The organism is Arcobacter defluvii (assembly GCF_013201725.1).
GTDB lineage: Bacteria > Campylobacterota > Campylobacteria > Campylobacterales > Arcobacteraceae > Aliarcobacter > Aliarcobacter defluvii.
In genome coordinates, this window is sequence record NZ_CP053835.1 from 1,673,125 (window position 1) to 1,694,468 (window position 21,344).

A 21,344-nucleotide genomic window follows, 5' to 3' on the forward strand; every position below is an offset into this window, starting at 1 on the left:
TTATCAAGTTTTATTATAGTTATTTTTTTAATGGAATAAAAATTGTAAATATTTCAAACAATTTTTTATATAACAAAATTATGATTTTATGTTACACTTAAGTTGTACGATTATATAAGAAAAGATAAGTTATTTTTTAAATTATTAAATTTTAATTTAAATAAAATAATATTTATATTATTTACTAAGCGATAAAAATGAGAATTGAAAAGAATTTTATTTTTGATAAAATTAAATGTAATGTTTTAATAGTAGATAACTCAAAAGTTATAAATGAAATATTGACAAAAGAGTTTAATAATAAAGGTTACATAACTTTTAATGTATCAACAATAGAAAAAGCAAAAGAAATAATCAAAAAAGAAAAAATAAACTATTTATTATTTGATATAAATCTTATTGAAATAAAAGATACTAATTTTATTACTATTTTAAATAAAAATTCTATAAAGTTTTTTGCTTTATCAAAAGAAAAAAACAATGAGAAAAAAGAGTTTTTTACAAATATTGGAGCTATTGATTTTATTATAAAAGATGATTTTTTGGTAAATAGAAGTAAACAAATCCTTGAAACTATCGAAAAAATTGAAAAAAATAAAAACAATACAATTTTAATTATTGATGATTCTTCTAATAAACAACAAAAATTCAAGAATTTACTAGAAAAAAGAAATTATCAAGTTGTTTTATCTTCAAATCTAGATGATTTTTCTAAAATAATAGATTCTACACAGCCTGATTTAGTTTTATTAAATGGCAATTCAAAAAATTATAATCTAATATCTTTTTTAGAAAAAAATGAATTTTTAATTAATAAATTACAAATTCCAATAATATTAAAAGATATAAAAAATATATCAAATATCAAAGAGGCTTATAATTTAGGTGTTGTAGATATTTTAAGAACACCAGTTTTAATTGAAGAATTATATTTAAAAATTGATTTATGGATTGATTATAAAAAAAGACAAAAAGAATCAATTCATTCTTCTTTATTATTGCAAGAATACAAAGATGCAGTTGATGAAAGTTCAATTGTTTCAAAAACAAATGATAAAGGAATTATAACTTATGTAAATAAACAATTTTGTTTATTATCTGGTTATAAAAAAGAAGAATTAATAGGTAAAAGTCACAATATTGTAAGACATCCAGATAGTTCTAAAAAACTCTTTGAGGAAATTTGGGACACAATAAAAAATAAAAAAAGAATTTGGAAAGGAAAAATAAAAAATAAAAAAAAAGATGGTGGTTATTATTGGGTTGAAGCTTTTATAAAACCTATTTTAGATAAAAATGGAAACATAGAAGAATTTATTGCTTTAAGAAATGATATAACAGAACAAGAAAATGTAAAAGAGTATTTTAAACTAAAATTAAAAGGTTCAGAAGAAAATTTAAATCATTCAATAAAACTTGCAAAAGAGTATGAAAATGCAATTGATATAAGTAATATCTTATTAAGAACTAATAACTTTGGAGAGATTACTTATGTGAATGACAAGTTTTTAGAACTAACTAAATTTTCAAGAAAAGAGTTAATTGGAGCAGATTATAAAATTTTCAAACATGAGGATATTGAAGATTCTTTATTTAAAAATCTTGAACTGTTAATCGATAATAAAAAGATTTTTAATAAAATTTTAAATAATAAATCAAAAAATGGTGATAATTACTGGATAAATATAACTATTGTTCCAATTAAAGATGATAATAATTTTACGATTGAATATATGTGGATTATAAATGATTTAACAGAATTATTTAAATTAAATGAAGAAATTCAATCAACTCAAAAAGAGATTATCTATAAAATGGGAGAAATTGGAGAAACAAGAAGTAAAGAAACAGGAAATCATGTAAAAAGAGTTGCAGAATATTCTAAACTTCTAGCTTTGTTATATGGTATTGATAAAAATGAAGCTGATAATCTTTTAATTGCTTCCCCGATGCATGATATTGGAAAAGTTGGTATCCCTGATTCTATATTGAAAAAACCTGATAAACTAACAATTGAAGAATTTGAATTAATGAAAGAACACTCTATAATTGGATATAACATTTTGAAAGATTCAAATAGAGATATTTTAAAAACTGCTGCTATTGTAGCAAAAGAACATCATGAAAAATATGATGGAAGTGGCTATCCTTTGGGATTAAAAGGTGAAGAAATCCACATTTATGGAAGAATAACAGCTATTGCAGATGTTTTTGATGCGCTTGGAAGTGATAGATGTTACAAAAAAGCATGGAAAGATGAAAAAATTTTTGAATTATTAAAAAAAGAAAAAGGAAAACATTTCGATCCAATACTTGTAGACCTATTTTTCGAGAATATCGATGAATTTATTGAGATTAGAAATAAATATAAAGATTAAAAGAATTAAAATCAAAATGTTACTTTTTTCTATACTTTTATAATCTCTGTTACTATATTTCTGGATTTGCTATGTTTATACTGCGTTTTTATTTTATAATGTCACATATTTAAAGAATTATAATAGAAGGTTTTAAAAATGAGTAGTGAAGAAGTAAAAAGAGAAAAGTCTCTTACAATGACTATGTTAATGACTCCAGATAAAGCTAATTTTTCTGGGAAAAATGTTCATGGTGGTGAAATCTTAAAAATGTTAGATCATGTTGCATATGCTTGTGCAGCAAGATACACAGGAATGTATGCTGTGACATTATCAGTTGATATGGTTTTATTTAAAGACCCTATAAAAATAGGTTCTCTTGTTACTTTCCATGCTTCTGTTAATTATACAGGAAGAACATCGATGGAAATTGGAATTAAAGTAATTTCAGAAGATATAAAAGATCATACGATTAAAAATACAAATGTTTGTTATTTTACTATGATTGCAGTTGATGAACATGGTAAACCAGCTCCTGTACCAAAATTAGATTTAGTAACAGAAGATGATAAAAGAAGATATAATGATGCAATTCAAAGAAGAGAAATTAGAATGGCTTCTAGACATTCAAAATAATAAATAATTCATTTATTAAAAAAAAGGGGGAAGATTTAAATCTTCCCCCTTTTTTTTAATTAAAAGATATATTAAGCCTCTTCTTTAGATTCAATATATTCTTCATAAGTTCCTTTAAAATCAACTATTGTTCCACCTGGTTGGATTTCAATAATTCTATTTGCATAAGCATCTAATAATTCCCTATCGTGAGATACACAAATAACAGATCCAGCATAATCATTTAAACCTTCACCTAAAGCAATAATTGCTTCTAAATCTAAGTGATTTGTAGGTTCATCTAAAACTAAGAAATTCCCTTGTTCTAACATGATTTTAGAAAGCATCATTCTGTGTTTTTCTCCCCCCGAACATGAGTTTACTTTTTTCTCTTGCTCTTGACCATTAAACAACATTCTTCCAAGACAATTTCTAATTTCAGAAATATCAGCATCTCTATCACAATTTCTTAACCAATCATAAAGTGTAATATCACCTTCAATTATATCTGTTGCATTTTGTGGGAAATAAGAATTTTGAATAGTTGCACCCCATAGAACTTCTCCACTATCAGGTTTTAAATTCCCTTCTAAGATTTCACATAAAGTAGTTTTTCCAATACCATTTGTTCCAATAAGAGCAATTTTATCACCTTTTTCTACTGTAAATGAAATATCATTTAAAACAATATGGTCATCATAAGATTTAGAGATATTTTTAACTGTTAATAGCTCTTTTCCTACCTCTCTTTTTTGTTTAAAAATAATAGAAGGATCACGTCTGCTTGATACTTGAATTGCACCAACATCTAGTTTATCAAGTTGTTTTTGTCTTGAAGTTGCTTGTTTTGCTTTAGAAGCATTTGCACTAAATCTAGCGATAAATTTTTCAAGTTCTTCTTTTTCTTTTAATTTTTTACTAACATCTTTTTCATTTTGTTTTGCAATTAAAGTTGATGCAATATACCAATCATCATAAGTTCCAGTAAATTCTCTAATTTGTTTAAAATCAACATCTAAAATATGAGTACAAACTGCATTTAAAAAGTGTCTATCGTGAGAAATTACAACCATTGTTCCATCATGATGTTGTAATTGATTTTCTAACCAACCAATTGTTGCAATATCTAAGTTATTAGTAGGCTCATCTAAAAATAAAACATCTGGTTTTGGATATAAAACTTGTGCTAATAAAACTTTAAATTTATCTCCACCAGTTAATGTACTCATTAAATCTTGATGAGATGAAGCTGGAAATCCTAAATCTTCTAAAATTCTTGTAATTTTTACATCATATTCATAAGTTGGATCTTCTTCACAACAGATAATTTCAAGTTCAGCAAGTCTATTATTTACTTCATCAGTAAATTCTGGACTCATATAAAGTTCTTCTTTTTCTTTTACAGCGTCATATAATTTTTTATTTCCTAAAAGAACTGTATCAAAAATTGAGTAATTTTCATATGCAAATTGATTTTGTGATAATACTCCAACTTTTTTACCATTTTGGATTTGAACTTCACCCTCTGTTGCTTCTTCTTGACCTGATAATATTTTTAAAAATGTAGTCTTACCAGCACCATTTGCACCGATAAGTCCGTATCTTTTCCCCGTATCTAATTTTAAATTTATATCTTGAAATAAAACTCTTGGACCAAAAGCTTTTTTAAGATTGACAGTTTGAACCATATTATAATTCTCTCCATTTATTTTATTTACTTAATTGTATTGATTTTGCGATTATATCTAAAAAAATATATTTAGGACTTAATTACTTTTTTTATAACTCTTTTTCAAAAGCCAATTTCATAATATCTTCTTCACTTACAATATCACTATTATCTTCATTTGGTGGATTTTTTATCCATAAAACTTTCGTTTTTAATTGATCCAATTGATATTTAGTTAAGTTTTTAATTAAAGTATCATTTATCATCTCTTTTGTCAAAGTTCCTGCATTTAGCATTTTTTTGATAACTTTTTCTAAATTCTTTTTAGTTGCTTCAAATGCTTTTTCTTCATCAGTTAATGAAATATACTCTTCATCTAAATATTTCATTACTGAATCACCTGGATATTTATAAGTTGTAACTCCCTTATAATTGTATTTCTGACACTTTAATCTTGGAATATACACACCTGTAAAAACATATCCTAAAACAGTATTTAACCCTTCTAATGATCGTAAAGGATTATGAGAACAGATATAATCACCCTTAACCATAGTTGGTGAATTTAACAAAGAAGTAATATTATTATGTAAAATAATAAAACTTCCTTTTACTTCTTTTGGTCCACCTCTTAATGAATTTAATTCATTTTTGTGAGCTAAGAAACTTCCTGTTACTTTCTTAGGACTTCCATCCAAAGATACTAATTCATTTTCACTAATATCAAAATCACCATCAACAAAATTAAAGTTTATAGGTAATTTAAATAAATTTGTTAGTCTTCCTGATAACTTAACATCTCCTTGAACATCGACTGAACCATCAGGCAAAATAGAGAAGTTTTTAATTTCATATTTATTTAACCAATTAACAATATCTTCATTGTTAATAAGAGCAACCATTGGTTTATAAATATGTGCTATAACATCACTACCTTTATATTTCCAGAATTTTTCTTCTTCATTAAATCTTGATGTTAAATTATTTAATTTAATATTAGTTACTAAATCTCCACCTATTTCATCTGCAAGACCTTCTAAATCACTTAGATTATTTCCATTACAAATATAATCATGTTTAACAGTAACTGGACCACCTGTAAGTCTTTCTAAAAAGTTGTTTGAACAATCAAAATAAGTATCTATATTTTTAGGACCACCTTCTAATGAAACTAATTTATTATCATTACATTTGAAATGTCCTTTTATAGTTCTAGGACTTGCTTTTATTGATTTTAATTCATTAAATGAACAATTAAAACTCCCTTTTACTTCTTTTGGAGCATAAGATAAAGTTTTTAATTGATTATATGAACAATCAAAATCACCAACTTCTGTAGGGCAATCAAATAAAGAGATTAATTTATTTTTTGAACAATTAAAATCTTTTACAACAGTTTTTGGACACCCTTCTAGTGAAGTTAGATTATTATTACTAATATCAAAATATCCTTCTATTCTATCAAATTTTATAGGAAGTTTTTTACCATTTAATCTCTCATTTAAATTTACATTTCCTTGAACTGAAACATATAAATCTTCCGAAATCATATAATTATTTATTGAATGTTCTTTTAACCAATTTTCGATTTCTCCAAGATTAAACATAACCTACCTTTTTGATATTTTTTGGTATTTTAGCATTTAATTTCTTATATAGGAATATAATTTATAGATATAAAATATTCAATATTTAATTATTATGATAAAGTAATTATTTTTCTCATTTTAGTTATAAAATAAATCAAATTATTAATTTTACAATCGAATATTGCTAAAAAAATAAAGAACATAAAAATATTATTTATAAAGCATTATTTAAAATTTGAGTTAATACTTCTTTAGTATAAATATTATCTAATCTTGAATGTTTTGCATTATTTAAAATATTTTCAACAATAACTACTATATCACTTTGTTTTATATTTAACTGACCTAATTTTGTTGGTGTTCCAATTTTATTAAACCAATTTTCTAGTGCTTCTATTCCTTCTTGAGAAGAGTAAACTCCAAAAATTTCATTTGCAAATCTTTCAAATTGAGCTGTATTATTTCTATAGTACCATTTCATCCAAGCTGGCATTACAACTGATAATCCTGCTCCATGAGCAACATTAAATAAAGCTGATAAAGAGTGTTCTATCATATGATTTGGAAAAGAATATTCACTAACTCCTAAATAAGTTGTACCATTTAAAGCATTTGTTGCAGCCCATGCAAATTCTGCTCTTGCATCATAATTTTCACTATCTTTTAGTAAGATTTCAGTAGTTTCAATAACTGTTGAAATATTTGATTCCACATATTTTGAAATTATAGTTGGATGAACTTTTGCAGTAAAATATCCTTCAATAGAATGAGCAATAATATCAGCTGCAGAATAAACTAAATAATCTTTTGATACTGATTTTTGAAGTTCTGGATTTATAACTGAGACTTTAGGATAAATATGATTTGACATAATTGAATATTTTTCTTTTGTCTTTTCATTTGTTACAACGGCAAAAGAGTTCATCTCACTTCCAGTTGCAGCTAATGTGATAATATCAAAAACATTTAAAGCTTTTTCAATAGTTCTACTACCAATAAAAAAATCCCAAACATCTCCATCATCCAAAGCACCAACTGCAATTGATTTAGAACTATCTAGTACAGAACCTCCTCCTAGACTTAAAATTGCTTCAACTTTTTGTTCTTTTGCTAAAGTTATTCCTTCTCTTACTTTTGATAAAACAGGATTACTTATAATTCCACCAAGTTCTATAAATTCAATATTAAACTCTTTTAGACTTTCAATTACAATATCAAATAAACCATCTTTTTTTATTCTATTACTACCATAAGTTAAAAGCACTTTTTTAACTCCATACTCACTTATATATTTCCCTATATTTTTTTCTTTATTTTTCCCAAATTCTATTCTTGTTGGATTTCTGTATGTAAAATTTTGCATTATAAAACTCCTATTTTATTTAATTTTTTTATTATATAAAAAAGTGTTTATTTGAAATAGAAAGATAATCCACAAAGATTGCCTAATTCTATGAATTTTAAAAATTAAGCAATACTATTATTTTTAATATAAAAGGAGTGAGCTTTAGGTGACATTCCAAACATTCTTGAATATTCTCTGCTAAATTGAGAAGGAGATTCATAACCAACACAAAATGCAACTTCAGAAGCTTCAATATTTTGGCTAAGCAAAATATTTTTTGCTTCTTCTAATCTAATCTTTTTTTGAAATTGCAAAGGAGACATTGAAGTAACTTTTTTAAAATTTTGGTATAAAGATGATTCGCTAATACCAATAGATTTTGATAAATCTTTCATATTAATAGTTTTATCAAAATTATTTTTTATTTCACTTATTGCTTTTACTATTTGATTTGTTAAAGTTCCTTCTAAAACATGATGTTTTAGAAAATCACTGCTTGTTTGTAACAGAATATAAATTATCTCTTTTTTGATTAAAGAAGAAAAAAATTCAATATCTTTTTCATTTTTTTCAAGTAGTTTTACTAATCTATAAATAGGTTCCAATAGAGTTTCATCTAATTGATATAAGCAAAACCCTTTTTGAACATCTATTTTATTTTCAATTTTATAATTTGTAGTTTGTTTTAAAACTTCATAAATTTCTTCCAGTGAAAATTTTACCATCAAAGCAATATAAGGCAAATCTTTTGAAGCCATATTTATTTTAACTTTTACAGGAATATGTGTACAAGCTAATAAATATCTAGTAGAATCATAACTATACATCTCATCAGCAAATCCTATAGCCTTCTCTCCTTGTAAAATAATACATAAAGAAGGCTCATAAACAACACTTGTGAATTCACTTTGTTCAGTTGTTATAAAAAATTTAAGAGCTGAAATATTTGTGTCAATTATTCCCTCTTGATTTTTATTTTCTATATAATTTATTAAATTTTTTTGATAATTCATTTTGATTCCTAAAATAAAATTATTACAAAATTTATAGAATTAAGCAATAAAAAAATATACATTATAAAAATTGCACTTTATTTCTACCACTATTTTTTACTATATATAAAGCTTTATCTGCTCTATTTACAATAGAAGTTTCAGTATCATTAATTTTGCTAATTGTTACACCAAAACTACAAGTTTTTTTACCAACTATACCAAAGTTATAATTTTCTATCTCTTTTCTTAGTTTTTCTGCAAATAAAAGAAGATCTTTTTCTTTTGAATCAGGAGCAATAATCAAAAACTCTTCTCCACCCCATCTTCCTAGAATATCGCTACTTCTAACATTTTTTTTAAGAAGTGATGAAATTTCAACTAAAACTTCATCTCCTATATTATGTCCAAAAGTATCATTTACATCTTTAAAAAAATCAATATCTAAAATAATTAATCCAAAACTTATATTTGTTCTATTAAATCTTGATAATTCATATTTTAAAACTTCATCTAATTTATGTCTATTATAAAGCGTAGTTAATTTATCTGTATTTGAAATTCTTTGCAATTCAAAATTTTTTATTTCTAATATATCTTGAAGTTTTTTCAATGAATCCAATGCTTTTTTTGTTTTTTCTTTCTCACTATAAAGTTTTCTATTCCAATAAGTAGAAATAAAAATTAAAAGGAATATAGGAATTAAAATCTTCCATAACATCGAATAATCTACTGATTGTTCAAATTTTATTGAAAACCACTTATTATAAGCAATTTGTTTATCATTATCAGAAAGTGAATTTACTGCTTTTTCAAAAATTTTATTTAAAATAGATTCATCATTTCTCGTTGCAATAGATAATTCCCATTTTTCATCAAGTTTACCTGCAACTTTTATATTATAAAAACTATTTTCTTTAATTGTATAACCAATAGAAATTAAAGTATCAATAAATGCAAAAACTTTTTTTTCAGAGAGTAAAGTCAAACCTTCTTTTACATTATTTACCTCTACAAACTTCGTATTAGGATATTTTTTCTTTAAAAATTCAGTAAAAGCATAATCTTTTACTAATGCAATTTTTTTATCTAAAATGTGTTCAATATTTTCAACAAATAACTCTTTATCCAAAGTAGCAATAACAAAAGGAGAAGAAAAATATGGAGTTGTAAAATCTAAATACTCTTCTCTTTCTTTTGTTTTCATAGCTAGAGATAAAATATCACATTCTTTATTTTTTATAAAATCTAAACTCTGTTTCCAAGAAGATGTTTTTACTAATTCAATATTGAGATTCAATTTATGTGACATAGTTTTTATCAAATCTGCTGATATTCCTTCATGTAAACCATTTTCATTTATTCTTTCAAGAGGCATCCAATTAGGATCAACACACATTTTAATCAATCTTTTTTTTGATAAATAAACTACTTCTTCTTCATTAAGTTTTATACTTGAATTGTCAAATTCTTTAATATCATTTTCTTTTCCAAACCATTTTTCTTCTAATTCATTTAACTCTTTAAAGGTTAAACTTTTTAATCCTTTATTTAAAAGTTGATTTAAAATAGGCTTATCTTTAGAAACCAAAAATCGATAAGAAGTTCTTTCTAAACTATTAAATTCATCAAAAGGCAATGATAACTTCAGATTTGTAAAACCTCTTTTTTTAGTTAGATATTTAAAAATTAGATTTTCACCGATTAAAGCATAAGCTTCACCCTTAGAAACGGCCTCTAACATATCTTCAAAACTATCAACAACTAATAATTTTATTTTTGGATAGTTTTTTGAAATATACTCTTCACTTGCCCAATATTTTCCTACGACTAATATTTTTCCATTTAAATCTTCAATATTCTGTATATCAGGATTATCTTTTCTAATAATAAAGTGTGTTTGATACCAAAGATATGGTTCAGAGAAAAAACCATCATTTTCTCTTTGAGAAGTTTTACTCAAAGTATGCAATAAATCTATTTTTTTATCTTTAAAATCATTATATAATTCAACCCAATTACCATTTACATACTCAAATTTTAATCCTATCTTTTTTGATAAAAGGTTCAATAAATCTATACTAAAACCATACGGTTCTCCACCAATAGAAAAATCAAAAGGAGGAAAATTTATCTCATTACTTACTTTTATTATTGGATTATCTTTCAAAAAAGCTTTTTCTTTATTAGTCAAAGAAATTGTAGATTCATTTGATATAAAAAGTAAATCTTCTAAATTATCTCTTTTAGGAGCAAATCCTAACTCAATGTATAATTCAGAAATTTTTTTCACTTTATTAATATCAATACTTCCTAATGGATAATTTTTTTGTAAAATAAATTTTTTACTCTCATTTGCTTCAAAAATAAGTGCATCTTTTGTTTTATTTTGAGTATTATATTTTTCTAAAATTACATTTACAGTTTCATCTACATTTTTTAAAGCATAATCCCAACCTTTATTCGTTGCTTCTATAAAATCTTTTATTAATACTGAATTTTGCTCTACAAATTTTCTTGAACTAAAAAGATTAACATCATAAAACTCTACACCATAATTATTAGGGTCTAAAATATTATAAGGGATTCCATTTTTTATAAAATAGTATGGTTCATTTGGTAAAAAAGTTGAACTTGCATCAATATTATCTTTTTCAAAATCTGGAATTTTAAAATTTGGCTCAACTATATTTAAACTATCTTTAGAAATGTTAAAAAATTTAAACATCTGTTGAAAACTTGCACTTGATACATCAAAAAAAGGTATCATTACTCTTTTTCCAACTAAATCTTCAGGCGTTCTAATTTCTGGTTTTGTTATTAATGCAAGAGGAGATCTTTTAAAATAATTAGCAAGAAAAACAACATCTTTACCATTTAGCCATTCATTTATTATCCCTGAACCCCAAACACCAATCTGATTCTCTTCATTTAATATTTTATCTGTAATATTTGTTTTTCCATCCGACTCTATAAACTCTACATCTATCCCAAATTTTTGGTAAAAACCTTTTTCTTTTGCCATATAAAAACCAGCAAATTCAAATTGGTGTTTCCATTGTAGTTGAAGTTTTATTTTTTGATTTTGAGTAGTTGCATAAGAATTTAATGAGAAAATAAAAACAAAAAGAAAAAGAATACTTTTTAATCTCAATATAAACCTTTTATTATTCAATAATTTTTATCAATTATATCTACTAAATGATAAAACCATAATAATATCTTTTTTACATAAATTTTAGTTTCTAATTTTTTATAGTTAATCTATAACCAAAGCTATAAATATTTTCTATATTTAAAAGTGGTATTTTCTTTCTAAGTCTTGAAATAATATTTTTTAAATTAGAAATATCAGCCTGATTTGTAAAATCATCTTTCCATAGATAAGTTATTATTTCTTCATTTGTATAGATTTTTTCTGGGTATTTTAAAAGTAATTCTATTAAATAAAACTCTTTTTTTGTTAACTTTATAACTTTATCTTTTAAACTTAATTGTTTTAACTCTTTATTCCAAAATAAATCTTTATCAATTTCTACTAAATTTGAAATTTTAATATCTTTTTTATATTTTAATTCATAAATATTTTTTGATATTTTATAGATTACTTCTAAAAAATTGTTATAGTCAATAGGTTTTAAAATAAATTGAGAAATTCCAATATTTACAAGTTCCATCAAATAGTCAGCTTCATTGTGAGCAGATAAAACAATAACTTTTTGTTTATCATTTAATTTATAAATATTTTTTATCAATTCAATTCCATTCATATTTGGCATTTGAATATCAGTAATTACTAAATCATAATAATTTTTATCTAATTTATAGTTTTCACTATATTTAAAAAAACCTTCTTTACCATCAACAGCAATATCAACTTTTTCAAATATATCTCCTAGTAAAAAACCCATCTCTTTTATTATATTTTCATCATCTTCAACAAATAAAACCGATATTTTTTTACCATATTCTTCTAAGGAGATATAATTTATCAAAATTTTTCCTTTAATGAGCCTCTAAAATAGTTTTTACATCAATTATTATACCAATACTTCCATCACCTCGAACTGTTGCACCAGCAACACTATCCACTTTTCTGAAGTTCGTTTCTATAGTTTTTAAAACTACTTGTTGTTGTTGTAGAAATTCATCGATTAAAAATGCTGCTTTTTGACCTTGTGATTTTACAATTATTAAAAGTCCATCTTCTAGTTTTTTTGATTTTGGTGTTATATTAAAATACTCATATAATTTTATTATAGGAATAAACTCATTTCTTAACATCAATAACTGGCTACTTCCATCCCCAACATATTTAATCATATCTTTTGTTGGCTGTATTGATTCTACTATTGAAGCAGTTGGAAGAATAAATATACTATTTCCAATTTTAATATTTAATCCATCTAATATAGAATGAGTTAAAGGAATAATAATTGAAACTTTTGTTCCAACTTTTTCTACACTCTCAATTTCTAAGTTTCCATTAAATTTAGAAATATTTTCTTTTAATTCACTTATGTTTTCAATATCTTCTTTATCTACTATATCCCCATCATCAACAACTGAAAATGAGATTTGTCCATTTAATTGTTCAATAACTACTTTTACTATTGCTTCTTCATTTTTATCGTTTAAAACTCTTTGATCTACTGTTTCTATTCCAAATAAAACAGCATTTGAAATAAGTTTTTTTATCAATAAATCTAATTGCTCAATTAAAGATTTATCAACCTTGATTTCTCCTCCAACTAATTGAAGTTTTACTTTTTTATTTTGTGGAACTATTTGTTTTAAATAATCAGCATATATTTCATACATTGTTCCAAATTTAATCATTCTTATTTCTGTAGCATAATCTTGAAGTTCAACAATATGCCTTTGCAAAAGAGTAATTTTTTCTATTAAACTCTTTTTTTCATCGCTTGAAGGTAGATTTTCTACTGATTGAGCCATCATAGAATTTGTTATTACTAAATCCCCTACTTTATTTAAAAGTTTTTCCAATTTTTGTAAATCAACTGTTACATTTGTATTTGTCATTTTTCTCTCTTGTTTTTAATTTTTTTAAATACATTGAGCTTTATCTTCATAATTGCCACTTCTCAAATTTAGCACTTTATTGACTTTGTAAATTTTACCTTCTTTTTTACAAATCTCTTCTGTAACTTGATTTTGAGTACAACCTAAGAATAAACAATTAATAAGAAGAATAAGAAATAAGTTTTTCATGCTAGCTCCTTTGACTATATATCTTATTATACTATTAATTTTTATAAAAAAATAATATTTTATGAAAATTACTCATAATTCTGTATATTTTGTATTTAATTAGATAAAATCTATATAATCAAAACAGTATTGGACAAAAATGGGTGAGAATAATAATATATTTATAAATTTAAGTGATGTTATAAATAATACTATTGAAGGTATTTTAGTAATTGAAGAAGGTTTTATAAAAAATATCAATCATTCTTTACTTGAAATTTTAGGATATGAAAATAAAGAAGAATTGATTGATAAATTAGCCACAGGGATATTAATCCCAACATCAAAAGAAAAATTTATAAAATATAATGAAAAACTTTTTCAAGAAATCTCTTTAATCACAAAAGATGGAAATATTATCCCTGTAATTATTAAAATCAAAAATGTACAATATAAAGATAAAGAATATAAAATGGTTTTTATTTTAGATTTAAGTGAATTAAAAGAGAAAGAAAAAATGGTAATTCGCCAATCTAAACTTTCTGCAATGGGAGAAATGCTTTCTATGATTGCTCATCAATGGAGACAACCTTTATCAACAATATCAACTATGATTACTAGAATAAAATTAAAAAATGAAATAAACAAACTTGATAAAATTTTTTTAGATACTATTTTAAATGATATAAATAAATATATTCAATATATGTCCACAACAATAGATGATTTTAGAAATTTTTTTACAATTGATTCTAAAAAAGAATTAATAACTCTAAATGAAATAGTTATAATTACTCATAAAATGCTTGAAAAAACTTTTTTATCTCAAAATATAAAAATTGAAATAAAAGATAAAAAACTTTCAAAATTAAATCTTCCAAAAAATGAATTAATTCAAATAATATTAAACATATTAAATAATTCAAAAGATGCTATTTTAGAAAAAAATATAGAAAATCCTTTGATAAGTATTTCTTTTAATCAAAATAAAAAAGAACAAAAAATTTTTATAGAAGACAATGCTGGAGGAATTGATGAAAATATAATATCAAAAATCTTTAATCCATATTTTTCAACAAAAAATAAAAAAAATGGTTCTGGATTAGGACTTTATATTTGTAAAAATATTTTAGAAAAGGATAATTTAGGTGATATTTTTGTAGAAAATAAAAAAAATGGTGTCTTATTTACTATCATAATAAATAAAAATTAATACTATTTATAAAGGAATAGTTATTATAAAATTAGCACCGTTATACTCTTTTTTATTATAAATAAAATTTTCATTTACTGCAATTATTTTACCATTGAAATGTTTTTCTATAATCTCTTTTGACATAAAAAGTCCTATTCCAGTACCTTTATCAGAACCTTTTGTTGTAAAATAGGGATCAAAAATCTTTTCTAAAATTGTTGGTTCTATTCCATTTGCATTATCTTTTAATGAAATATAAGCTTCATTTTTTTCTTTTTTAATAGTTATAAATATAAATCTTTCTTCATAAGGTAATTTTTCTAATTCATCTCTTGCATTATTTAAAATATTTATAAAAACTTGAACTAATTCATTTTCAAAACCAAAAACAAAAACATCATCACAATCTTCAATAACTTGAATAGATCTACTTGTAAATCTTGAAGTTGTAAGCTTTAAAGTTTTATGAATAATTTCTTTTACATTGAATTTATCTTTTATTTTATCAATTTTATAAAAATCTCTAAAATCATCAATAGTATTTGATAAAAATTGTGTACTATTCATAATATTTTCTATAGCTTCATCTAAAATTTCATCAGTTAAAGTGTGATACTCTTTATTTAATTTTATTCCACTTGCACTTGTGCTAATAAAACTTAAAGGTTGTCTCCATTGATGCGCTATATTTTCAATCATTTCACCCATTGAAGCCATTTTTGATTGTTGAAAAAGCATATTATCTTTTTGCCTATTTTGTTCTACTTCTTCTTCTATCTCTTTTTTTAAATTATCATTTAATTTTTTTAATTCATAAGTTTTTTCTACAACTTTTTTTTCAAGATTTTTATTTAATAAAGTTAATTTACTATCCATTAACTCAAGTTTTACAATATCTTTTTCTAATTCTCTATTAGAAATTTCTAATTGTTTTTCATCTTTTTCTATCTTATCTAACATATTATTTATATCTTTTGATAAAACACCTAATTCATCTTTTCTTGAAATATCAGCTCTTTGATTTCTTGTTCCTGTTGCGGTTTGTTTAGCAATTTTCATCAAAGTATATAAATCTTTTGTTATATTTTTCGCTAAAAAGTATGCAAAGATATATCCAACAATTATTGCAATATTAATAAAAAACAATCCTTCTTTAAAAATTTCTTCTATATTTTGAGAGTTTATATTTTGATTTAAAGCAACTCTAACCCAGCCGATATGTTGATTTTCTCTAAAAACAGGAGAAATATAGTCTAAAATTTTATTATTTTGAATAAGCATTTTTGATTCAATCTTTTTTGAATCAAAAAAATCTGTACTTAATTTATCAGATAGATATAAATTTATTTTTTCTTCTTGAGTATGAGCTAAAATTTTTCCATTTTTATTTATAATCATCGCATATTCTAAATTTGGATATTTTGAGATTGAAGAGATCAACTCTTCTAAACCAACATAATCATTTGATAAAATCCAAGATACAGAGTTTCTCACAATCATTTTTGTTAAACTTGTAACTTGTTCATTACTTTGATTTTTTAAAAATTCTTTTTGTTCACTAATCAAATCATAAACAAAAATACTCATCAAAAATACATGAGTAAGAGTAACAGTTATTATCAATCTTCTTTTAATAGAATGGCTATAAAAAGCTTTTATTTTATCTATCATTTTATTACTCTTATATCTTTTTCAAACTTATTTATAAAATCTTTTACTTCATCATAAGTTTCACTATTTGCTTTTTCAAAATGTGTTAAATTGATTTTTTTAAGTATTAACATACCTTTGCTATCTAAATGCATGTTAAATAATAAATTACCAATTCTATTTATCAATTCTTCGGGAACATCATTTCGTGCAACTAAACCATTATTTGGTAAACTTTTAGTTTCCCATAATACCTTCAATTCATTTGCAATATTTGGTCTATCTTTTTTAAAAATTTCCCAAGGTTGAGTCCACGTTGCTCCTAAATCTGTTGCTTTTAAATAAACACTCATTATAGCAGATTCTTGAGAACCAACATAAATGTTCTTTAAATCTTTATTTATATCTATTCCATTTTCATATAAAAAATATTGAGGTAACATAGTTGCAGCGAGTGCAGTTGAAGCAGGATAACTAATCTTTTTATCTTTTAAATCTTTAAAATCTATTATATTGCTATCTTTTCTTACAATAATTATCCCTTTAAATTTTTCATCATCTGCCATCTTTCCAAAAATTTTGTAACCATAATCTAAAGATTTTAATGTTTGATAAGGATTTGGTAAAGCAAAGGCAAAATGTCTTAAAGATAATTTTTCATTGAAAGAGTCATAATTTCTCGAAGCTTCTAGCTGAATAGTTATATCTTTTAAATTTTCATTTAAATAATCCACTAAAGGTTGATATACTTCAAATAAATGCTTTGGATTATGTAAAGGATGAACACCTAAAATATAAATTTTTTTATCTAATACTTTATTTTTCTGATAAGTTGGAGAATAGTTATTTGACGTATCCTCACATCCATTTAAAAAAAATAAAATTACTATAAAGACTATTATATTTAGTTTTTTCATATTAAGGATTATTATATAGTAATTTTAAGAAAAAGTAAAAAATCAAATAGTATTTAAAATATATCCTCTATTTGAAAAATTTCTAATAAATGTATCATCTGTTTTTTCTCTTAAATGATTAATTACATTTCGTAAAGAATAGATAGAAAAAACTTTTCCTTTCCAAACTATTGAAGAAATCTCTTCATAAGTAACTAAACTATTAGGATTTTCAGCCAATAATTTAACTAACTTTTTTTCTGTTCTTGTAAGTTTTATAATCTTTTTACCCTGAAATAACTCTTCTCTTGTTAAATCAAAATAATATCCATTTTCAAATTGCACTTTTTTATTACTATCTAAAAAATTTAAACAAAGTTCAATTGTATTAAATAAAAAATCTTTATTTATTGGTTTTTTTAAAATAGAATAAACATTGATTATTTTATACAAAGATAAATCATCTTCACTAACATCTTCTTTCAATAAAATTATAGGTATATTAAAATTATAAGATTTTGTTAATTTAAATACATCCAAAAACTTTTTTAAATCATTTTTACTATTATCAAAAATAATTACATCAAAACTATTAATATCACTATTTAATAAATAAAATTTATTGTTCTCAAAAAAATTTAGTTTAAAGTTTGAATTAACCTTTTTTTTCAACTCATTTATAAAAATTATATCATCGCTGATTACTAATATTGATTTATTTTTTTTATCATTTGTATCTATAAATATTGTATCCATTTAGCAAAAATCCTTATTAAATTAATTATAATAAGTATTTTAATAGAAAATGGTATTATAAAGGTATCATTTTTATTATTTTTTATTTTCTAGAAGCTCTATATATGCAGATATGTAGCCTTTTAAATTATTATTTAAAAGGCTACAAAGATTATTTTATAAATTCAACTACTTCATCAAAAGCTAATCTCATTTGACTAGATTGTGGATTTATTCTATATCCAAAAGGTAAAACTAAAGATAATTGATATTTTTTAGTATCAAGTCCTAAAATTTCTTCAACTTTTGCTTTATCAAATCCTTCAATAGGACAAGAATCTATTCCTTTAATTGCAGCTGCTGTCATCATATTTGCAGCTGCAAATGCTGTTTGTTTAGCTGTCCAAGCAAAAACATTTTCATCACTATCTAAAACTTTTGTAACTGTTAAATGGTCTTTATATAATTTATTATAAAAATCTTTTTTCTCTTGAGGCATTTCACGTCTTCCAAATCTTAAAGCAGGTATCCCAGATTCTGGTTTTACACTTTCAATTCCAGCTAAAACAACAACTAAATGAGAACAAGTTGTAATTTGTGGTTGATCCCAACAAGCAGGTCTTAATTTTGCTTTTAACTCTTCATTTGTGATAACTAAAAACTTCCAAGCTTCCATACCAAAAGAACTCGGACTTTTTCTTCCCGCTTCTAAAATAAATTTCATATCCTCATCACTAATTTTTTTAGTCTCATCAAAAATCTTACAAGCATGTCTAAAATCCATAGCTTCCATAAATGTTTTTTCCATAATTATCCTTTTAAATTAAATTTTGTTTGGCTTTTAATCGCTCTAATTTACTTTTTGTATTAAATAATACAACAGCAACAAATGATAAAGCACATCCCATAATTGTCGATAAAGCAATATTCTCATTATATGCAAAATAGCTTGAAACTATCGCTCCTATAGGAACTATAAACATAAATACTCCTGTGTTATGGGCTCCAATTTTTGCAGCTGATACAAAAAAAAGTGTCATTGCAAAAGTCCCTGAAAAGACTCCAATATAAATAATATTTAACCAAAATATATAATCATACGATGCAAAAGCAAAAGGATGATAAGGTAAAGCAAAAATCATATTTATAAATCCAGTAATTCCAAAAACAACTAAAGTATAAAACATCGGGTCTGCTCTTTTTGATGCTTTTTGTGAAAATATTGTAACCATTGCCCATACTCCTGCACAAGCAAGAAAATACGAACTATTTACATTTAAAAAAGCAAATCCTTCTGAAGGAACACGAAGTAAAACTAAAGCACCAAAAATTCCAATTCCAAGTGCAAAAATCTGTTTTGCTGATACTTGGGTTTTAAAAATTATAATTGATAATATATATGTAATTATTGGAGCAATTGAGGTTACCATTGTTCCTCCATAACCAGCTGCTCCATGAGATAATCCTTTGAAAAACAGATAATTAAATATAGCACTTAAAATTCCAGCACCTATCATATAAATTAATCCTATTTTATCTGTTTTTAAAACCGTTTTCATATATAAAATAACAGGAATTATCGTTAAAAAAGAGATTGCATATCTCCAAAATGCGGCAACTTCTGGATTCGAATGTTCTGTTGCTGCTTTTCCTGAAGTCCATGCAATTCCCCAAATTATCATAGCTATAAACATACCAATAAAATATTTGGTATTACTTTTTTGAATCATTTTATCTTCTTTTTAAATTATCTATAAGCTCTTTCATATGAACTATCTATTTTTTCTTTTTCTTTAAACTCATTTGCTGCATAAAAAACAAAATTTGGATTTCTAAGTAACTCTCTACCATATGCAACAAAATCACAAGAACTATTTTTAAGTAAATATTCTCCTTCAATTGCTGTTGTAATTAACCCAACTGCAATTACTGGAATATTCACTTTTTCTTTTATTTTTTTTGCCCAAGAAGCTTGATATAAAGGTTGAATTATTGGAGTATTATCAGGTTTTTCTAAATTTCCACCACTTGATACATGAATTGAATCAACTCCGATTTTTTCTAACTCTTTTGATAAATAAATAGAATCTTCTATATTCCAACCACCATTCATCCACTCATCAGCACTAATTCTAACAATCAAAGGCAAATCTAATTTTTGTTTTATTTCATGGGCTATTTCTAAAACTAATCTACATCTATTCTCTAAAGTTCCACCATAAATATCTGTTCTATTATTTGAAATTGGTGATAAAAACTCACATAATAAATAGCCATGAGCTGCATGAAGTTCAATAGCATCATAATCTGCCTCTTTTGCTCTAAAAGCTGCATTTATAAATAATTTTTTAATATTTTTTATCTCTTCTATTGAAACTTCTTTAGGAATTTTAAATGGAGCCTCTTTTGAAAAAGCAATTGAACTTGGAGCAATAGGAGTTGAATCAATAACAGTTGACTTTCTTCCTGCATGAGCAATTTGAATTGCAGTTTTAGCACCAAAAGAGTGTATATCTTTATTTAATTGTTTATGTTTTTCTATCAAAGAATCATCCCAAAGACCTAAATCATTTGAAGATATTCTTCCTTTTGGCTCTATTGCAGTTGCTTCAACTATAATAAACCCTACTCCACCTAAAGCTCTTGATACATAATGATATTTATGAAAATCTTTCAACTCTCCACTATTATCACTTTTATACATACACATAGGTGGCATAACAACTCTATTTTTTAACTCTAATGCTCCAATATTTCCACTTTTTAATAATAAGCTCATAAAAAATCCTTTTTAGATTTCTAATTTTTCTAGTTTATTGATTGTTAAACCATCTATTTTATTTTCAATTTTTGATACAAAAGCTTTAAAATGTTCTTTTTCTTCATGTTTTGATAAAAGTTCTTGATTTTCCCAAGTTTCAACAAAAGTAAAACTATCTTCATCGCTTAAATCTTTATGTAAATCATATTGAATACAACCTTCATCAAATTCATGAGTTGCTTTATGAAGTTTTAAAAGTTCATTGTAAACTTCATCCTTAAAACCTTTTTTTGCTTTAATAGTTGCAACTATTACAATATTTTTCATAT

18 protein-coding genes are annotated in these 21,344 nt (G+C 24.0%); 3 read left to right on the top strand and 15 right to left on the bottom strand.

Annotated features, from left to right (window positions below; translation table 11 throughout):
* The first annotated feature begins 197 nt into the window (after window positions 1-197).
* Together ADFLV_RS08500 and ADFLV_RS08505 are read left to right on the top strand one after the other, a co-directional pair.
* Window positions 198-2,378 (top strand): PAS domain S-box protein, encoded by a 2,181-nt coding sequence (locus ADFLV_RS08500; protein ID WP_129010634.1) that lies wholly within the window; start codon window positions 198-200, stop codon window positions 2,376-2,378.
* Window positions 2,379-2,516: 138 nt separating this feature from the next.
* A complete protein-coding gene (locus tag ADFLV_RS08505; protein ID WP_014474349.1) occupies window positions 2,517-2,993 on the top strand; it encodes an acyl-CoA thioesterase in 477 nt (158 codons plus the stop codon).
* Between the two features lie 71 nt (window positions 2,994-3,064).
* Here ADFLV_RS08505 and abc-f read toward each other — a convergent pair whose 3' ends face one another.
* The 8 genes from abc-f to ADFLV_RS08545 all read right to left on the bottom strand — a co-directional run bounded on the left by abc-f (window position 3,065) and on the right by ADFLV_RS08545 (window position 13,799).
* A complete protein-coding gene (gene abc-f / locus ADFLV_RS08510; protein ID WP_129010633.1) occupies window positions 3,065-4,660 on the bottom strand; it encodes a ribosomal protection-like ABC-F family protein in 1,596 nt (531 codons plus the stop codon).
* A 91-nt stretch (window positions 4,661-4,751) separates the two neighbouring features.
* Complete coding sequence (locus tag ADFLV_RS08515) at window positions 4,752-6,248, bottom strand: hypothetical protein (protein WP_014474351.1); 1,497 nt, start codon at window positions 6,246-6,248, stop codon at window positions 4,752-4,754.
* A 196-nt stretch (window positions 6,249-6,444) separates the two neighbouring features.
* Window positions 6,445-7,593 (bottom strand): iron-containing alcohol dehydrogenase, encoded by a 1,149-nt coding sequence (locus tag ADFLV_RS08520; RefSeq protein WP_129010632.1) that lies wholly within the window; start codon window positions 7,591-7,593, stop codon window positions 6,445-6,447.
* Window positions 7,594-7,697: 104 nt separating this feature from the next.
* A complete protein-coding gene (locus ADFLV_RS08525; RefSeq protein ID WP_129010631.1) occupies window positions 7,698-8,588 on the bottom strand; it encodes an AraC family transcriptional regulator in 891 nt (296 codons plus the stop codon).
* A gap of 61 nt (window positions 8,589-8,649) precedes the next feature.
* Window positions 8,650-11,721, bottom strand: a complete 3,072-nt coding sequence (locus tag ADFLV_RS08530; protein WP_129010630.1) for a diguanylate cyclase — start codon at window positions 11,719-11,721, stop codon at window positions 8,650-8,652.
* 91 nt (window positions 11,722-11,812) lie between these two features.
* A complete protein-coding gene (locus tag ADFLV_RS08535) occupies window positions 11,813-12,562 on the bottom strand; it encodes a response regulator transcription factor (RefSeq protein ID WP_014474355.1) in 750 nt (249 codons plus the stop codon).
* Between the two features lie 10 nt (window positions 12,563-12,572).
* The gene (locus ADFLV_RS08540; RefSeq protein ID WP_014474356.1) at window positions 12,573-13,610 is read right to left on the bottom strand and encodes a chemotaxis protein CheW; all 1,038 of its coding nucleotides are present in this window, start codon (window positions 13,608-13,610) and stop codon (window positions 12,573-12,575) included.
* A gap of 24 nt (window positions 13,611-13,634) precedes the next feature.
* Window positions 13,635-13,799: a hypothetical protein gene (locus tag ADFLV_RS08545; protein ID WP_158310009.1), complete on the bottom strand. Its 165-nt coding sequence runs from the start codon at window positions 13,797-13,799 to the stop codon at window positions 13,635-13,637.
* A 139-nt stretch (window positions 13,800-13,938) separates the two neighbouring features.
* Here ADFLV_RS08545 and ADFLV_RS08550 point away from each other — a divergent pair, with 139 nt between their 5' ends.
* On the top strand, window positions 13,939-14,991 hold the full coding sequence (locus tag ADFLV_RS08550; RefSeq protein ID WP_129010629.1) for a PAS domain-containing sensor histidine kinase: 1,053 nt from the start codon (window positions 13,939-13,941) through the stop codon (window positions 14,989-14,991).
* A gap of 6 nt (window positions 14,992-14,997) precedes the next feature.
* Here the strand turns inward: ADFLV_RS08550 and ADFLV_RS08555 are convergent, their stop codons facing one another.
* From ADFLV_RS08555 to ADFLV_RS08585, 7 genes are all read right to left on the bottom strand, one after another.
* A complete protein-coding gene (locus ADFLV_RS08555) occupies window positions 14,998-16,644 on the bottom strand; it encodes an ATP-binding protein (RefSeq protein ID WP_129010628.1) in 1,647 nt (548 codons plus the stop codon).
* Window positions 16,641-17,540 (bottom strand): phosphate/phosphite/phosphonate ABC transporter substrate-binding protein, encoded by a 900-nt coding sequence (locus ADFLV_RS08560; protein ID WP_129010627.1) that lies wholly within the window; start codon window positions 17,538-17,540, stop codon window positions 16,641-16,643. The genes ADFLV_RS08555 and ADFLV_RS08560 overlap by 4 nt, the downstream gene beginning before the upstream one ends.
* Window positions 17,541-17,582: 42 nt before the next feature.
* A complete protein-coding gene (locus ADFLV_RS08565) occupies window positions 17,583-18,275 on the bottom strand; it encodes a winged helix-turn-helix domain-containing protein (protein WP_014474360.1) in 693 nt (230 codons plus the stop codon).
* 151 nt (window positions 18,276-18,426) lie between these two features.
* A complete protein-coding gene (locus tag ADFLV_RS08570) occupies window positions 18,427-19,062 on the bottom strand; it encodes an NAD(P)H-dependent oxidoreductase (protein WP_014474361.1) in 636 nt (211 codons plus the stop codon).
* Window positions 19,063-19,072: 10 nt separating this feature from the next.
* Window positions 19,073-19,984 carry a DMT family transporter gene (locus tag ADFLV_RS08575; protein WP_129010626.1) on the bottom strand — a complete coding sequence of 304 codons (912 nt, stop codon included), beginning with the start codon at window positions 19,982-19,984 and terminating at the stop codon, window positions 19,073-19,075.
* Between the two features lie 17 nt (window positions 19,985-20,001).
* A complete protein-coding gene (locus ADFLV_RS08580; protein WP_129010625.1) occupies window positions 20,002-21,033 on the bottom strand; it encodes an NADH:flavin oxidoreductase/NADH oxidase in 1,032 nt (343 codons plus the stop codon).
* A gap of 12 nt (window positions 21,034-21,045) precedes the next feature.
* Window positions 21,046-21,342, bottom strand: a complete 297-nt coding sequence (locus ADFLV_RS08585; protein WP_129010624.1) for a putative quinol monooxygenase — start codon at window positions 21,340-21,342, stop codon at window positions 21,046-21,048.
* Between the last annotated feature and the right edge of the window lie 2 nt (window positions 21,343-21,344).

Excerpts from the sequence above, each read along its gene's own strand:
- ADFLV_RS08500 (WP_129010634.1), top strand. The coding sequence starts at position 198 with ATGAGAATTGAAAAGAATTTTATTTTTGATAAAATTAAATGTAATGTT.
- ADFLV_RS08505 (WP_014474349.1), top strand. The coding sequence starts at position 2,517 with ATGAGTAGTGAAGAAGTAAAAAGAGAAAAGTCTCTTACAATGACTATG.
- abc-f (WP_129010633.1), bottom strand. The coding sequence starts at position 4,660 with ATGGTTCAAACTGTCAATCTTAAAAAAGCTTTTGGTCCAAGAGTTTTA.
- ADFLV_RS08515 (WP_014474351.1), bottom strand. The coding sequence starts at position 6,248 with ATGTTTAATCTTGGAGAAATCGAAAATTGGTTAAAAGAACATTCAATA.
- ADFLV_RS08520 (WP_129010632.1), bottom strand. The coding sequence starts at position 7,593 with ATGCAAAATTTTACATACAGAAATCCAACAAGAATAGAATTTGGGAAA.
- ADFLV_RS08525 (WP_129010631.1), bottom strand. The coding sequence starts at position 8,588 with ATGAATTATCAAAAAAATTTAATAAATTATATAGAAAATAAAAATCAA.
- ADFLV_RS08540 (WP_014474356.1), bottom strand. The coding sequence starts at position 13,610 with ATGACAAATACAAATGTAACAGTTGATTTACAAAAATTGGAAAAACTT.
- ADFLV_RS08545 (WP_158310009.1), bottom strand. The coding sequence starts at position 13,799 with ATGAAAAACTTATTTCTTATTCTTCTTATTAATTGTTTATTCTTAGGT.
- ADFLV_RS08550 (WP_129010629.1), top strand. The coding sequence starts at position 13,939 with ATGGGTGAGAATAATAATATATTTATAAATTTAAGTGATGTTATAAAT.
- ADFLV_RS08555 (WP_129010628.1), bottom strand. The coding sequence starts at position 16,644 with ATGATAGATAAAATAAAAGCTTTTTATAGCCATTCTATTAAAAGAAGA.
- ADFLV_RS08560 (WP_129010627.1), bottom strand. The coding sequence starts at position 17,540 with ATGAAAAAACTAAATATAATAGTCTTTATAGTAATTTTATTTTTTTTA.
- ADFLV_RS08565 (WP_014474360.1), bottom strand. The coding sequence starts at position 18,275 with ATGGATACAATATTTATAGATACAAATGATAAAAAAAATAAATCAATA.
- ADFLV_RS08570 (WP_014474361.1), bottom strand. The coding sequence starts at position 19,062 with ATGGAAAAAACATTTATGGAAGCTATGGATTTTAGACATGCTTGTAAG.
- ADFLV_RS08575 (WP_129010626.1), bottom strand. The coding sequence starts at position 19,984 with ATGATTCAAAAAAGTAATACCAAATATTTTATTGGTATGTTTATAGCT.
- ADFLV_RS08580 (WP_129010625.1), bottom strand. The coding sequence starts at position 21,033 with ATGAGCTTATTATTAAAAAGTGGAAATATTGGAGCATTAGAGTTAAAA.
- ADFLV_RS08585 (WP_129010624.1), bottom strand. The coding sequence starts at position 21,342 with ATGAAAAATATTGTAATAGTTGCAACTATTAAAGCAAAAAAAGGTTTT.